This window comes from Delftia sp. ZNC0008 (assembly GCF_000799035.1).
GTDB lineage: Bacteria > Pseudomonadota > Gammaproteobacteria > Burkholderiales > Burkholderiaceae_C > Comamonas > Comamonas tsuruhatensis.
In genome coordinates, this window is the sequence record NZ_JTKZ01000110.1 from 1 (window position 1) to 14,139 (window position 14,139).

Consider the following 14,139-nt stretch of genomic DNA (forward strand, 5'->3'; position numbering starts at 1 on the left):
CCATGGTCGCGCTGGCGGCCGACATGCGCCTGGGCACGCCGGCCGCGCGCACGGCGTTTCTCTTCACCCGCGTAGGCCTGGCCGGTGCCGACATGGGCGCCTGCACGCTGCTGCCGCGCATGATCGGCCAGGGCCGCGCCTCCGAGCTGCTGTACACGGGCCGCGCCATGACGGCCGAGGAGGGCGCTGCCTGGGGCTTCTTCAATGCATTGCACAGCCCCGAGCAGATCGGCGAAGCCGCCCATGCGCTGGCCGCCCAGCTGGCCGCCGGCCCCACCTTTGCCCATGGCGTGACCAAGAAGCTGCTGCACCAGGAATGGAACATGGGTGTGGACGAGGCCATCGAGGCCGAAGCCGAGGCCCAGGCCATCTGCATGCAGACGCGCGACTTCCACCGCGCCTACGAGGCCTTCGTGGCCAAGCAAAAGCCCGTCTTCGAAGGAAACTGAAAATGCGTGATTCCTCCTGGCTGGACTGGCCTTTCTTCGATGACGCCCACCGCACGCTGGCGCATGAGGCCGATGCCTGGTGCGCCCAATCCCTGGGCGATGTGGACCACCACGATGCCGATGCAGCCTGCCGCCAACTGGTGAAGGCCCTGGGCCAGGCCGGCTGGCTGCGCTATGCCGTGCCGTCCGGCCCCGGCGGCGCCTGGGGCGGGGCCTTGCCCGAGGTGGACTCGCGTGCGGTCTGCATCCTGCGCGAGACCCTGGCCCGCCATGAAGGCCTGGCCGACTTCGCCTTTGCCATGCAGGGGCTGGGCAGCGGTGCGATATCGCTCATGGGGTCGGACGCGCTGCGCCAGCGCTACCTGCCACGCGTGGCGCGTGGCGAGGCCATTGCGGCGTTTGCGCTGTCCGAGCCCGATGCCGGCTCCGACGTGGCCGCCATGGCCTGCGAGGCGCGGCTCGAAGGCGACCACTATGTGCTCAACGGTGCCAAGACCTGGATCTCCAACGGCGGCATTGCCGACTTCTACTGCGTGTTCGCCCGCACGGGCGAGGCGCCGGGGGCGCGCGGCATCAGCGCCTTCGTGGTCGATGCGGACACGCCGGGTTTCTCCATTGGCGAGCGCATCGAGCTGATCGCGCCGCACCCGCTGGCCACCATCCGTTTCGACAACTGCCGCATACCCGTGTCGCAGCGCCTGGGCGAGCCGGGGCAGGGCTTCAAGCTGGCCATGATGACGCTGGACATCTTCCGCGCCTCGGTGGCCGCCGCCGCACTGGGCTTTGCGCGCCGCGCGCTGGACGAAGGCCTGGCACGCGCCAAGTCACGCCGCATGTTCGGGCAGACCCTGGGCGACCTGCAACTGACCCAGGCCGCGCTGGGCGACATGGACACGGCCATCGACGCATCGGCCCTGCTGACCTACCGGGCCGCCTGGATGCGCGATGTGAAGAAGACGCGCACCACGCGCGAGGCGGCCATGGCCAAGATGACGGCCACTGAATCGGCCCAGGCCGTGATCGACCGCGCGCTGCAGATGTTCGGTGGGGCGGGCGTGGTCTCGGGCATGCCGGTGGAGACGCTGTACCGCGAGATCCGCGCGCTGCGCATCTACGAGGGCGCGACCGAGGTGCAGAAACTCATCATCGCGCGCGAGCTGCTCAAGGCCTGAGCGGCAGGCTGCCCATTCAACGCAAAGCCAGGGAACATCGCATGCAAGCCTCCGCCCACATCGATACTTTCGCCCGGGACAACCTGCCGCCGCCCGACCAATGGCCCGAGTTCCTGCTCGACGGCCCGGACGTGGCCTATCCCGAACGCCTGAACTGCGCGGCCGAACTGGTCGATGCCATGGTGGCGCGCGGCCATGGCGACCGCGTGGCCCTGCGCTGGAGGCAGGGCGCCGACCAGGCCGCCATGACCTATGCCGAACTGCAGGCGCTGACCAACCGCATCGCCCATGTGCTGGTGGAAGACCTGCAGCTGGTGCCCGGCAACCGGCTGCTGCTGCGCGGCCCCAACAACGCCATGATGGCCGCTTCCTGGCTGGCCGCCATCAAGGCCGGGCTGGTGACGGTGCCCACCATGCCGCTGCTGCGTGCCAAGGAGCTGCAGCAGATCATCGCCAAGGCCCGGGTGCAGGCCGTGCTGTGCGATGTGCGCCTCAAGGACGAGGTGCAGCTGTGCCTGCAGCCCGGCCATGAACACCATTGCCCGGACCTTTCGCGCGTGCTGTATTTCAACGATGGCGCAGCCGACGCGCTGGACGCCCTGGCCGCAGCCAAGCCCGACACCTTTGCCTGCTGCGACACGGCGGCCTACGATGTCTGCCTCATCGCCTTCACCAGCGGCACCACGGGCGCGCCCAAGGGCTGCATGCATTTCCACCGCGACGTGCTGGCCATGTGCGACCTGTTTCCGCGCCATGTGATCCGGCCGGGTCCGGACGACATCTTCTGCGGCACGCCGCCACTGGCCTTCACCTTTGGCCTGGGCGGGCTGCTGTGCTTTCCGCTGCGCGTGGGCGCCAGCACCGTGCTGGCCGAAAAGCTCACGCCCGAAGGGCTGCTGCAGCTGGTGCAGGATTTCCGCGCCACCATCGTCTTCACCGCACCCACCTTCTACCGGCAGATGGCGGCGCAGGCAGCGCGCTTCGACCTGTCGTCACTCAGGAAAAGTGTCTCGGCCGGCGAGGCCCTGCCGGACGCCACGCGCCAGCTGTGGAAGCAGGCCACGGGCATCGAGATGATCGACGGCATCGGCGGCACCGAGCTCATCCACGTCTTCGTGTCCAGCCCGCCCGAGGAGGTGCGTGCGGGCGCCATCGGCAAGGTCGTGCCCGGCTATGTGGCCCAGGTGGTGGACGACGACATGCAGCCCGTGCCCGACGGCACGCCCGGCCGCCTGGCCATCAAGGGGCCGACCGGCTGCCGGTATCTTGCCGACGAGCGCCAGAAGCGCTTTGTGCAAAACGGCTGGAACCTGCCCGGCGACACCTTTGTGCGTGATGCCGACGGCTATCTGTTCTACCAGGCGCGCAATGACGACATGATCATCTCGGCCGGCTACAACATCGCCGGCCCCGAGGTGGAGGACGCACTGCTGCGCCACGAGGCCGTGGCCGAATGCGGCGTGATAGGCGCGGCAGACGACGAGCGCGGCCAGGTGGTCAAGGCCTTTGTGGTGCTCAAGCCCGGCTTTGCGGCCGGCGACGACATGGCCGCCACGCTGCAGGCCTTCGTCAAGGCCAGCATTGCGCCCTACAAGTACCCGCGCGCCATTGTCTTCGTGCCGGCCCTGCCGCGCACCGAGACCGGCAAGCTGCAGCGCTTCGTGCTGCGCAAGATGCCGTGAGCGCGCGCCATGGCCTCCGCCTTCGTCAGCCAGGTGCAGGTGCTGTTTCGCCATTGCGATCCGGCCGGCATCGTCTTTTACCCGCGCTATTTCGAAATGGTCAACGACCTGGTGGAGGAATGGTTCGACAGGGGAATGGGCCTGCCATTCCACACCCTGCATGTACAGCGCCAGGTGGGCACGCCCACGGTGTCGGTGCAATGCGATTTCACGGCGCCCAGCCGCTGGCACGACACGCTGCGCCAGGTATTGGAGGTGCGCCGCATCGGCGGGGCGTCGTTCCAGTTCGATGTGCGTTTCGAGGGGCCGGACGGCCAGCGACGGCTGTCTGCGCGCATGACCATCGTCACCATGGATTTGCGCAGCATGAAGGCCACGCCACTGCCGGCCGATCTGCGCGAGCGCCTGCAGGCCTATCTGGTGCCGCAGGACGGTTTTACGGATTCAACGAGAACAGGATGAAGCAATGAAGACTCTGCAACCCCCGGACTGGCTGGCGCCACGAGGCTATGCCAATGGCATCCTAACCGAAATGACGGTCGGCTCCCGGCTGGTGTTTGTCGGCGGGCAGATTGGCTGGAACGGCCAGCAGCAATTCGAGACGGACGACTTTGCCGGACAGGTGCGGCAGGCGCTGGCCAATATCGTCGCCATCCTCGCCGAAGGCGGCGCCAGGCCCGAGCACATCGTGCGCATGACCTGGTATGTGACCGACAAGCAGGAATACGTGGCGGCCTATCCGGCCATTGGAAAGCACTACCGCGAACTGATCGGGCGGCATTTCCCCGCCATGACGGCGGTGGAGGTGGCGGATCTGGTGGAAGACCGGGCCAAGGTGGAGATCGAGGTCACGGCGGTGGTGCCTGCATGACGCACCTCTGAGCATGTGCCCGCGCATGTGCGCCGCCGTGCGGGCGGGCCCATGCGCGGCAGGGACTCACTTGATTTCGAACAGGGTGCGGTCCTTGCCCAGGATCCAGTTCGGCGGCTTGCCGCGGCCGGTCCAGGTCTTGCCGGACTCGGGGTCCTGGTACTTGGCGGGGGCGCTCTTCTTGCCATCGGGCTTCCAGGGGAAGACCTGCTGTGCCGTAAAGCCAAACTCCCGGACCAGTTCCTGCACCGATGCCAGAGCCGCTTTGGACTCCAGCTTGCGGGCCTCGTCGATTTGCTGGTCGAGCAGTTTTTTCTGGGCAATCAGCTCTTGGTATGTAGTCATCTTGATAGAAGAATTTCTAAGTGCGGCTATTTGTCGAAAACTGCGCAGCAAGAACAACGACCCGGAACTCTTTACGCAATGGTCAAGGTTGGTGCATGTGCAGTGGGGGATGAAGATATCACCGTAAGTATAAATACTGATGATGTGAGCGTTCTATGGGGTGTAGACAGCTTCTTCTCATGCCTGGGCATATTCCGAGGCGATCCGCATTATATCCAGCAACATCTTGATAACCGCCACTTTACAAAAGCTGTTGCGTCTTTGTTACATTTGCAGAGCATTGTGGTTGGCGCTTCCTCCTCTGGAGAGGGCGTGCTGGCATGCTTTTGCAGGGCAGCCGCGACGAGGTGATCGTACAAGTTCCCATTTCAGAACCGGTTGCGGGTGCTGATTTTGTTTCATCAATCGATTTTATTTATCGATTTATAAAATAAATTACATGTGATTCGATTCTGCTATTTAATCTTGCGATTAACACGCGTTGTTTCATTTGTCTTGTCGATTGGCTGGATGGATTTTTTGTATTGCGAGGATTGAATTCCTGGCCGTGGTTTGAAATATCTTCCGCCGATATCGCGGAAAATGCATGAGCCGTTGATTGCCAGGCCATTGCAGTCCCGGGAATGCCTTTGGGGCTGATTCTTCAGGCGCAGTTTCGCGGCCCGGCCATGCCCGCCAGGCAGCGGGCGCGTACCGAACGCTTGATTGGCGTGCCACCAACAGCCTGTTAGCATCGCCGCACTACAACGATCCACACCCTGGCAGACATGGCAAGAAGGCAGACCAGCGCCCACGACGGCAACGAGACCCGCGAGACCCTTCTCAAGCTGGCCGCCCGCACCTTCGGTGAGCAGGGCTACTCTGCCACCACCATGCGCAACATTGCCGAGCAGTCCGGGATAGAGGCCGCCAGCATCTACTACCACTTCGCCTCCAAGGAGGAACTGGTGGACGAGGTCATGGAGCAGGGCGGCAACCGCATCATCAGCCAGCAGCAGGAGCGCCTTGCCGCGCTGGGCGCCGACGCCACGGCCGAGCAGCGTTTCCGCGCAGCCGTGCTGGGCCAGATGGCGGGCCTGATCAAGCATGGGGACTTCGCCCTGGCCCACGGCCGCCTGCTGGGCCAGTTGCCCGACAAGGTGCGCGAACGCCAGATCAAGCGCCGCGAGCGCCACCAGAAATTCTGGAGCGGCCTGCTCGAAGACCTGCGCGCCGAAGGCCGCCTGCGGGCCGATGCCGACATCCACCTGGCGCGCATCATGATCCTGGGCAGCATCAACTCCATACAGTCCTGGTTCAACCCCCGCAAGGGCTCGCTGGAGAAGGTGGCGGACCAGATCTGCGACATGTTCTTCCGGGGCGTGGGGCCCGCAGATCAATAGGCACAATGCGGGAAATCGCCAGTCGGCTGTCACATGCCTGTGCCATATTGCCGCGCTGTCTCCGGGCCCGTGCTGAAAATGCCGGCGGATAGTTAACGATATTGAATTGTCAATAGTAAGATCGCCGTCTTATGCGCCTGCTTGTTTTGCGCCTGCTATTGCTGGCCGTGTTCTTCAACACGGCCATTGGCATGCCCCTGCACGGCGCAACGCATATCCGGCAGGCGGCGGCAGCGCCCGGCCAGGCGTTTGCCGGCCTGAACGGCTGCGAGGACAAGGCGCCGGCCGGTGAAAAGGCGGAAGCCGCGGAAGCCGTCTGCGTCTGGTGCATGGGCCATGCACCGCATGCGGCGGCCTGGCTGCCGCACTTCGGCCTGCCGCTGGCCGTGGCCGCACCGCCTGAGAGGGTGCCGCCGCGCACCGTGGGCGGCGCTATCCCCTCGCAGAACCGCTGGGCCTTTGCATCGCGCGACCCGCCGCGCTGAATCCGCAAGCACTTTTCTCCTTCTCTGCCGCCGGCACCCGTTGGTGCTGGCGGCATGTCCGTGTTTGCGCGCGCCGGCTTCTGATGCCGGCGGCATGCGCCCGTGCCCGTTTTCATCATGACTGCCTTCTCCATCCTCGCGAAGCCGCTCCCCGGCCTTCGCCCGCTGCCGCTTGCTCTGAGCGCTGCCGCTTTCTTCTCCACGCCCGTGCTGGCCCAGGGCCAGGAACAACCTGCGGCATCCGTGCCGTCAGCGCCGTCGCCCCAGGAGCAGACCCTGCTGCCTGCCGTGGAAGTCGTGGGCCGCACGGCCTCGGGCGCCTATCACACCGATGAGGCGGCAGGCGCCAAGACCGACCTGCCGCTGCGCGAGCTGCCGCAGTCGGTGCGCGTGATCACGCGCCAGGCCATGGACGACCTGGGAGCCACCAAGCTCGACGATGTGCTGGACTATGTGGGCGGCGTCTCGCGCCAGAACAACTTTGGCGGCCTGTGGGACAACATCGTCATTCGCGGCCTGCCCGGCGATCAGAACGTGGGCATGGCCACCTTGTTCAACGGCTTTTCCTCGGGGCGCGGCTTCAACGCGCCGCGTGATCTGGCCGGCGTGGAGCGCATCGAGTTCCTCAAGGGCACGGCCGCTGCGCTCTATGGCAGCAGCGAGCCGGGCGGCACGCTGAACGTCGTCTCCAAGCGTCCGCTGTGGACGCCTTCGCATTCCGTGGAAGCCTATGCGGGCAGCTACGGGCTGCGGCGCGGCGCGCTCGACAGCACGGGACCGATTGGCGAGAACTTTGCCTACCGGCTCAACATCGCCGTGGAGGACCGCGACAGCTTCCGCGACTTCGTGGGCGCCAGCCGCCAGGTGATTGCGCCGGCCTTCACCTGGAAGCTGGGGCGCGATACGGTGCTGGAGTACTCGGGCGAGCTGCTGCGCCACAAGACGCCGCTGGACCGTGGCGTGGTGGCCGTGGGCGACCGCCTGGGCGCCATCTCGCGCAGCCGCTTCCTGGGCGACCCGCGCGACGGCGATGTGACGGTGGAAAACCGCACGCACCAGTTCATCCTCTCGCATGAGTGGAGCGCGCAGTGGCGCAGCCGCCTGGGTCTGTCCTACCGCGAGACCTCGATCAACGGCTTTTCCACCGAACCCCATGCGCTGCTGGCCAATGGCGACCTGACGCGCCAGCGGCGTTTCCGCGACTACCAGTCCGACGATATCGCCGTGCAGGCCGAGCTGCAGGGTACGGTGAAAACGGGCACCGTCGAACACGAGCTGCTGCTGGGCCTGGAGAGCTTTCGCTTCGACATGGATACGGTGATGCTGCGCGCCAACCCCACGGCGGCCAATCCCTATGCCATCAATATCTACAACCCCGTCTATGGAGGCACGCAGCCCGTGCCCACGGCCAATACCGATACCTTCGAGCGCCAGCGCAACACGGCCTTCTACCTGCAGGACGCCATCAAGCTCTCGCCCCAGTGGCGCGTGGTGGCCGGCCTGCGCATGGACCGCTATGACCAGTCGCTGCACAACCGCCGCACGGGCGCGACCACGCAGCAGGACCCGACCTCGACCTCTCCGCGCCTGGGCCTGAGCTGGCTGCCGCTGCCGCAATGGACCTTCTATGCCAACGTGGGCCGCTCGTTCCGGCCCAACGTGGGCGTCGATGTGGCCGGCGCGGGCTTCAGTCCCGAATCCGGCCGCTCCATGGAGCTGGGCGCCAAGTGGGAAAGCGCCGACCGGCGCATGGGTGCCACGGCCGCGCTGTTCGACATCCGCAAGCGCAACGTGCTGACGGCCGACCCGGGCAACGCCGGCTACTCGGTCTCGGCCGGCGAGATCCGCAGCCGGGGGCTGGAGTTCGACTTTGCCGGCCAGGTCACGCAGCGTTGGCGCCTGAATGCGAGCCTGGTGCTCAACGACGTGGAGATCTCGCGCGACAACACGCTGGAAGTGGGCGGGCGCTTGCTCAACGTGCCCAAGGTCAACGGCAGCGTGCTGGCGGTCTACGAGAACGCCTTCTCCAACGGCCAGCGCTACGGCATTGGCGGCGGCGTCACCCGCGTGGGCAAGCGCCTGGGCCAGGCCCGCACGCAGGCCGAGGCCGACGCGGGCAAGGCGGCCTTCGATCTGCCCGGCTACACCACCGCCAAGCTGGTGGCCTACTGGCGCATCAGCCCCACGCTGCGCCTGACGCTGGACGTGGACAACCTCTTTGACAAGACCTACTACACCAGCTCGTACAGCCGGCTGTGGGTGACGCCGGGCACCGCCCGCACCGTCACCGTAGGCCTTCAAGCCAAGTTCTGAGCCCCGCCATGCATCCATCCCTTCCTGTTTCTTCCAACCCCACTTCTGCCTCCACGCCCGTGCTCCAAGCGCTGGGCGCCGTGGTGGACTATGGCGAGCGCACCATCCTCCAGGGCCTGGACCTGGCCGTGCATGCCGGCGAGATCTATGCGCTGCTGGGCGCCAACGGCGCGGGCAAGACCACCACGCTGAGCCTGTTCCTGGGCTTTGTGCGGCCGCGCAGCGGCCAGGTGCGCGTGCAGGGCGTGGACCCGGTGACGGCTGCCGCGCAGGCGCGCGGCCTGATCGCCTATATCCCCGAGAACGTGGCGCTGTACGAGCACCTGAGCGCGCGCGAGAACGTGGCCTATCTGCTGGACCTGGCGGGCCAGCCCGCCAGCAGGGATGCCATCGGCCAGGCCTTGTCCGCTGCAGGGCTGGATGCGGCCGCGCATGACCGGCGCGTCTCGGGCTTTTCCAAGGGCATGCGGCAGAAGGTGGCCATTGCGCTGGCGCTGGCACGCAAGGTGCCGGCACTGCTGCTGGACGAACCCACTTCGGGCCTGGACCCGCAGGCCACGGCCGAATTCAGCCGGCTCATCACGCAGCTGCGCGGCCAGGGCGTGGCCATTCTCATGGTCACGCACGACCTGCTGGGGGCGGCCGATGTGGCCGACCGCATGGGCTTCATCGCGGGCGGCAGGCTGGTGGAGGAGGTGGCGGCCCGTGGGGAAGAGCGCTTTGACGTGCGGGCACTGCACCGCCACTACGCGGGTACAGGTTCGGGTGCGAGTGCGAGTGCAGACGCACACGCAGACGCAGACGCAGACGCAGGCGTGCAGGGGGCCGCGGCATGAGCACGGCCTGGACCATTGCACGCGAGGAATGGCGCCTGCTGCTGCGCGACCGCGTGGCCGTGCTGGGCATGGTGCTGTGGCTGCTGCTCGGTGCTACTGCCGCCTTCACCGCCTGGGACCAGCGCAGCGCGGCCCAGGCCCAGCGCGAACGCCACCAGTCGCAGGTGGACCATGAGTTCGAGGCCCAGCCCGACCGCCATCCGCACCGCATGGTGCACTACGGCCATTTCGTGTTCCGCCCGCTCAATCCGCTGGCGGCCTTCGATGCGGGCATAGACGCCTACACCGGCCACACGCTGTTTCTCGAAGGCCACCGCCAGAACAGCGCCAACTTCGGCGATGTGCGCCAGTCGTCGCTGCTGCTGCGCTTCGGCCAGCTCACGCCGGCCTTTGTGCTGCAGGTGCTGGCACCGCTGCTGCTGATCTTCGTGGGCCATGCCTGCATCGCGCGAGAGCGCGAGGCCGGCACCTTGCGCGTGCTGCTGGCCCAGGGCGTGGGCATGCGGCAGTTCGTGGCCGGCAAGCTGCTGGCGCTGACGGGCGTGGCGGCCCTGGTGCTGCTGCCCGCCTTGCTGGCCCTGGCCTGGATGGCGGTGGCCACGCCCGTGCCCATCAGCCTGGTGGCCGCGCTGGCGGCTGGCCATGTGCTGTGGCTGCTGCTGTGGGCCGTGGGCATCACCGCGGTCTCGGCCCTCATGCGGCGCGGGCGCGATGCCTTGCTGGCCCTGCTGGCCGCGTGGGCCATTGGCGTGGTGCTGGTGCCCCGGCTGGCGCCGGAGCTGGTGGGCGCGGCCCTGGCATTGCCCACGCGCTTCGAGACCGACATCGCCACGGCGCGCGAGCTGGCGGCGCTGGGCGACAGCCACAATCCCGACGATCCCTACTTCGCCGCCTTTCGCGCCAAAGTGCTTGCGCAGTACGGCGTGTCGCGTGTGGAGGATCTGCCCGTCAACTACAAGGGCCTGGTCGGCATGGAGGGCGAGCGGCTGACCAGCGAGCTCTTCAGGCGCCATGCCGAGGCCAGCTTCGATCTGCAGGCCCGGCAACTGCGCAGCGCCGACGGCTTTGCCCTGGTCAGCCCCTTGATTGCGCTGCGCCGCCTGTCCATGGCCGTGGCCGGCACCGACCTGCAAGGCTATCGGCGCTTTCTGGAGCAGGCCGAGCAGCATCGCTACCGCATGGTGCAGGCGCTCAACCAGCTGCAGGTGGACAAGCTCAGCTACGCGGGTGACCGTTCCAGCCGAGACAACCGCATCAGCCACGAGCACTGGCGCGGCGTCTCCGACTTCCATCACGAGCCCGATCCGCCGCTGGCGGCCTTGCGCCGCGCGGCACCCGCAGCCTGCGTGCTGTTGGGATGGCTGGCGGCGCTGGCGGCCGCCTTGCTGGTGGCCACGCAACGTCTGGGGAGGGTGGTGCGATGAGCTGGCTACGACATGAATGGCGTCTTCTGACGCGCTCGCGCCTGGCGCTGTGCGCCCTGGCCCTGCTGCTGTTGCTGTCCACGCTGGCAGTGCTGTCGGGCCTGCGCGAGATCTCGTCGCAGCGCCAGACCCTGGACCGTCTGGCCCAAATGCAGCAGCAGGAAATGGCGGCCCAGGCAGGTCGGCATGCACAGCCCGGCGATGCGGGCTCGGTGGCCTACTACGGCTTTCACAGCACCTGGGATGCACCGTCGTCCACGGCCTTCCTCGCCCTGGGCCTGCGCGATGCCGCGCCCTATGTGCTGCGCGTGCGTGCCCTGGCGCTGCAGGCGCAGCTGCATGAAGGCGAGAGCTTCAACCCCGAACTGGCGCTGGCGGGCCGCTTCGACTTCGCCTTTGTGCTGGTCTACCTGGCGCCGCTGTTCCTGATTGCACTGCTCTACGACCTGGTCTCGGGCGAGCGCGAATCGGGACGCCTGGGCACGCTTCAGGCCATGCCCGGCAGCGGGCGCCGGCTGTGGCTGCGCCGTGCGGGCCTGCGTTCGGTGCTGTTGCTGGCATGCCTGGCGCTGCCGGCCCTGGCAGGGGCATTGGCCAGCGGGGCGCAGGCGGGCGCCATCGCCTCCGTGCTGCTGAGCGCCACGGCCTATGTGGCCTTCTGGAGCGGGCTGTGCCTGGTGGTCGCCACGCTGGGCGGCAGTTCGGTGGCCAACGCCATGGCCCTCATGGGCTGCTGGGCCGTGCTGACCCTGGTGCTGCCCACGCTGGCCAATGCCGCGCTGTCGCGCGCCGTGCCCGTGAGCCAGGGCGTGGAGCTGATGCTGGCCCAGCGCCAGACCGTGCATGGTGCCTGGGACCTGCCGCGCGAGCAGACCATGGAGCGCTTCTTCCGCAACCACCCCGAATGGCGCAACACCGCGCCGCTGCCTGCGGGCTTTCACTGGAAGTGGTACTACGCCTTCCAGCAGCTCGGTGATGAAAGCGTCGCCCCCCAGTTCGCCGCCTATCGGGAAGGCCTGCAGGCGCGCCAGGCCTGGACCGGGCGCCTGGGCTGGCTGCTGCCCGGCGTGGGCGTGCAGGCCGCATTGCACCGCCAGGCCGGCACCGACCTGCTGGCGCAGCTGGCCTACCAGGACGACATTGCCGCCTTCCATGCGCGGCTGCGGACTTTCTTCTATCCCTATCTGTTCGAGGACCGTCCATTCGGCGCGAAGGACTTTGCAGCGCAGCCGGTCTTCACGGCCAGTCCGCGCCATGCGCCGCAGACCTGGGGTCAGGTGGCGATGCTCTGGGCGGTGGCTGCGCTGGCCTTGCTCGCCGGGGGCGTTGCCGCAGGCCGCGTGCGGCCGGGCAGGCGCTGAGGCAGCGGACCGGGGAAAAAGAAACAGCCATGGCGCAGGGAAGGCCTGCGCCATGGCTGTCGGCTTGCCGATGCCTGGGCCTGAGGCCCGGGGCCCGCCGCTACTGCACGTTCTGGTGGCAGTCGCTGCAGACGCCGTACATCGTCATCTCATGGCGTTCCACCACAAAGCCTTCGGGCACGATGCGCTGCATGTCACCAAGGCAACCGGGCACGTTGAACACGCGGTTGCAGCTCATGCAGCGGAAATGGTGGTGATGGGCGCGGCCGCTGAGTTCGTAGCGCGTGGCCTCGCCGGGCAGGTCCACGGCCTGCACCTCACCGGCTTCCATCAATTGCTTGATGTTGCGGTACACCGTGGCCAGACCGATGGCCGGCACTTCGCGCTGCGCTGCACCCAGGATTTCAGCGGGGAGCAGGGGGCGCCCGGCCTCTTCCATGACCGTGCGTATCGAACTGCGCTGGCGGGTCGAGCGTTCCATTGGCCTGAACAAGCGCTCCACGATGGGCTGAGTGTGTCTAGTCATGGTAGTTCCGTTATTTACTATAACAATCTCGAAGCGATTAATCAGTGTTCACGAACGCTCACAGCCGAAATGGAACTGTGCCTGCCTGTAGCTCCTGCGAGCATGGGGATGCAATCCCTGCAACGGTTCTTTTCTTCAAAGAGAAAAAATCACATCGGACGGACAACAGGTATTCCATTCTTGCGGTTTTGCGCGAGTATATGTCGTGAGCATTCGATGGGCCTTGTGCGAAGGTTAAATACCATAGCCGTCCACAATGCTGTAATGGGATGTAATTGATCTATTGTCTGAAGAATGCTTGAAACAAGGGTTGTGCGGCATTTTGCGCAGGTCCTGCATCCGACGGTAGTTGCTGGAGACGCGATGCAATGGATTGCATGGGCAGTGTATTACCGATTCAAGCAGATTGCCTCAATGCACCTCGTTTGTCCATCATCCATTCCCTGGAAGAAAGGTGCGGCCATCCCGTAATGGTTCATGTCACCCCATGTCGATTCAGCATCCGGGCACCATTTGCCGCAGTTGCTTCGTCGTGAATTGCGTGGTCAGAAAACATCAGCCAGCTCCTTGGCCACGATGCGGGAATGAACAGCGAAGGCACAAGCATCGTTTCCAGGGGAATTATTGGGGCAGGAATGCCACTTTCAAAACTCCCCTGATAAAGCCGCCGCAGGCGACCGGAAGATCCGAGCGGGCCGCCATTGCCGCGACGGCTTTGGCGGGGCTCTGCTTCAAGTCCGTTGGATGGACACACCGCCATCGACCACCATGGCCGTTCCCGTGACGAAGCTGGATGCATCCGACGCCAGGAACAGCGCTGCCGCTGCAATCTCCGCCGGTGTGGCCAGGCGCTTGAGGGCGTGCAGGTTTTCGACAAAGGCGCGTGCCTCGGGCGTGGGGGTGCTGGCGCGGCCCATGGGCGTGTCGGTGCCGCCGGGCAGCAGGGCGTTGGCCCGCAGGCCGCGGGGGCCGTATTCAGCCGCGATGACCTGGGTGAGGCCGACGAGGCCGGCCTTGCTGGCGGCATAGGCGCCCATGCCGGGCAGGCCCGCCGTGTAGCCCACGAAGGTGGAGGTGAAGATCAGCGAGCCGCCGCCGCGTGCCAGCAGGGCCGGTATCTGGTGCTTGGCGCCCAGAAAGGCGCTGGTGAGATTGGTGGCGATGGCCTCCTGCCAGGCCTGCAGCGACAGGTCGGGCAGGGCGCAGGGATCGCCCGTCATGCCGGCATTGTTGAAGGCGATGTCCAGGCCGCCAAAGCGCGCCGTGGCGGTTTCGACCAGGGCCCGGGCCAGC

14 protein-coding genes are annotated in these 14,139 nt (G+C 66.5%); 11 read left to right on the forward strand and 3 right to left on the reverse strand.

Features of this window, described 5'->3' with window-relative positions:
• The 5 genes from L995_RS04040 to L995_RS04060 all read left to right on the forward strand — a co-directional run.
• On the forward strand, nucleotides 1-449 hold a 449-nt coding region (locus tag L995_RS04040), incomplete at its 5' end, for an enoyl-CoA hydratase-related protein (RefSeq protein WP_047469375.1).
• A gap of 2 nt (nucleotides 450-451) precedes the next feature.
• Nucleotides 452-1,621: an acyl-CoA dehydrogenase family protein gene (locus tag L995_RS04045; protein WP_013801799.1), complete on the forward strand. Its 1,170-nt coding sequence runs from the start codon at nucleotides 452-454 to the stop codon at nucleotides 1,619-1,621.
• A gap of 41 nt (nucleotides 1,622-1,662) precedes the next feature.
• Nucleotides 1,663-3,303 (forward strand): AMP-binding protein, encoded by a 1,641-nt coding sequence (locus L995_RS04050; protein WP_047469380.1) that lies wholly within the window; start codon nucleotides 1,663-1,665, stop codon nucleotides 3,301-3,303.
• A 9-nt stretch (nucleotides 3,304-3,312) separates the two neighbouring features.
• Nucleotides 3,313-3,765 carry an acyl-CoA thioesterase gene (locus L995_RS04055; RefSeq protein ID WP_016450635.1) on the forward strand — a complete coding sequence of 151 codons (453 nt, stop codon included), beginning with the start codon at nucleotides 3,313-3,315 and terminating at the stop codon, nucleotides 3,763-3,765.
• 4 nt (nucleotides 3,766-3,769) lie between these two features.
• On the forward strand, nucleotides 3,770-4,174 hold the full coding sequence (locus L995_RS04060) for a RidA family protein (protein WP_016450636.1): 405 nt from the start codon (nucleotides 3,770-3,772) through the stop codon (nucleotides 4,172-4,174).
• Nucleotides 4,175-4,240: 66 nt separating this feature from the next.
• Here L995_RS04060 and L995_RS04065 read toward each other — a convergent pair whose 3' ends face one another.
• Nucleotides 4,241-4,519 carry an H-NS histone family protein gene (locus tag L995_RS04065; RefSeq protein ID WP_016450637.1) on the reverse strand — a complete coding sequence of 93 codons (279 nt, stop codon included), beginning with the start codon at nucleotides 4,517-4,519 and terminating at the stop codon, nucleotides 4,241-4,243.
• A gap of 767 nt (nucleotides 4,520-5,286) precedes the next feature.
• Here L995_RS04065 and L995_RS04070 point away from each other — a divergent pair.
• From L995_RS04070 to L995_RS04095, 6 genes are all read left to right on the forward strand, one after another.
• Entirely contained in the window at nucleotides 5,287-5,901 is a 615-nt protein-coding gene (locus tag L995_RS04070) for a TetR/AcrR family transcriptional regulator (RefSeq protein ID WP_016450638.1), read from the forward strand.
• Between the two features lie 131 nt (nucleotides 5,902-6,032).
• On the forward strand, nucleotides 6,033-6,386 hold the full coding sequence (locus L995_RS04075) for a hypothetical protein (RefSeq protein WP_016450639.1): 354 nt from the start codon (nucleotides 6,033-6,035) through the stop codon (nucleotides 6,384-6,386).
• A 117-nt stretch (nucleotides 6,387-6,503) separates the two neighbouring features.
• On the forward strand, nucleotides 6,504-8,699 hold the full coding sequence (locus L995_RS04080; RefSeq protein WP_026062429.1) for a TonB-dependent siderophore receptor: 2,196 nt from the start codon (nucleotides 6,504-6,506) through the stop codon (nucleotides 8,697-8,699).
• A gap of 8 nt (nucleotides 8,700-8,707) precedes the next feature.
• Nucleotides 8,708-9,535 carry an ABC transporter ATP-binding protein gene (locus L995_RS04085; protein WP_047469386.1) on the forward strand — a complete coding sequence of 276 codons (828 nt, stop codon included), beginning with the start codon at nucleotides 8,708-8,710 and terminating at the stop codon, nucleotides 9,533-9,535.
• Nucleotides 9,532-10,959 carry an ABC transporter permease gene (locus L995_RS04090; RefSeq protein WP_016454676.1) on the forward strand — a complete coding sequence of 476 codons (1,428 nt, stop codon included), beginning with the start codon at nucleotides 9,532-9,534 and terminating at the stop codon, nucleotides 10,957-10,959. The genes L995_RS04085 and L995_RS04090 overlap by 4 nt, the downstream gene beginning before the upstream one ends.
• Complete coding sequence (locus L995_RS04095; protein WP_047219545.1) at nucleotides 10,956-12,320, forward strand: DUF3526 domain-containing protein; 1,365 nt, start codon at nucleotides 10,956-10,958, stop codon at nucleotides 12,318-12,320. The genes L995_RS04090 and L995_RS04095 overlap by 4 nt, the downstream gene beginning before the upstream one ends.
• 100 nt (nucleotides 12,321-12,420) lie before the next feature.
• Here L995_RS04095 and L995_RS04100 read toward each other — a convergent pair whose 3' ends face one another.
• Both L995_RS04100 and L995_RS04105 read right to left on the reverse strand, forming a co-directional pair.
• Nucleotides 12,421-12,846, reverse strand: a complete 426-nt coding sequence (locus L995_RS04100; RefSeq protein WP_047469392.1) for a Fur family transcriptional regulator — start codon at nucleotides 12,844-12,846, stop codon at nucleotides 12,421-12,423.
• A gap of 731 nt (nucleotides 12,847-13,577) precedes the next feature.
• Nucleotides 13,578-14,139 (reverse strand): SDR family oxidoreductase (locus L995_RS04105; RefSeq protein ID WP_047469394.1); only part of this gene is annotated, 562 nt, incomplete at its 5' end.

Coding starts and splice junctions, on each gene's coding strand:
- L995_RS04055 (WP_016450635.1), top strand. CDS start 3,313: ATGGCCTCCGCCTTCGTCAGCCAGGTGCAGGTGCTGTTTCGCCATTGC.
- L995_RS04070 (WP_016450638.1), top strand. CDS start 5,287: ATGGCAAGAAGGCAGACCAGCGCCCACGACGGCAACGAGACCCGCGAG.
- L995_RS04095 (WP_047219545.1), top strand. CDS start 10,956: ATGAGCTGGCTACGACATGAATGGCGTCTTCTGACGCGCTCGCGCCTG.
- L995_RS04045 (WP_013801799.1), top strand. CDS start 452: ATGCGTGATTCCTCCTGGCTGGACTGGCCTTTCTTCGATGACGCCCAC.
- L995_RS04075 (WP_016450639.1), top strand. CDS start 6,033: ATGCGCCTGCTTGTTTTGCGCCTGCTATTGCTGGCCGTGTTCTTCAAC.
- L995_RS04080 (WP_026062429.1), top strand. CDS start 6,504: ATGACTGCCTTCTCCATCCTCGCGAAGCCGCTCCCCGGCCTTCGCCCG.
- L995_RS04100 (WP_047469392.1), bottom strand. CDS start 12,846: ATGACTAGACACACTCAGCCCATCGTGGAGCGCTTGTTCAGGCCAATG.
- L995_RS04065 (WP_016450637.1), bottom strand. CDS start 4,519: ATGACTACATACCAAGAGCTGATTGCCCAGAAAAAACTGCTCGACCAG.
- L995_RS04060 (WP_016450636.1), top strand. CDS start 3,770: ATGAAGACTCTGCAACCCCCGGACTGGCTGGCGCCACGAGGCTATGCC.
- L995_RS04090 (WP_016454676.1), top strand. CDS start 9,532: ATGAGCACGGCCTGGACCATTGCACGCGAGGAATGGCGCCTGCTGCTG.
- L995_RS04050 (WP_047469380.1), top strand. CDS start 1,663: ATGCAAGCCTCCGCCCACATCGATACTTTCGCCCGGGACAACCTGCCG.
- L995_RS04085 (WP_047469386.1), top strand. CDS start 8,708: ATGCATCCATCCCTTCCTGTTTCTTCCAACCCCACTTCTGCCTCCACG.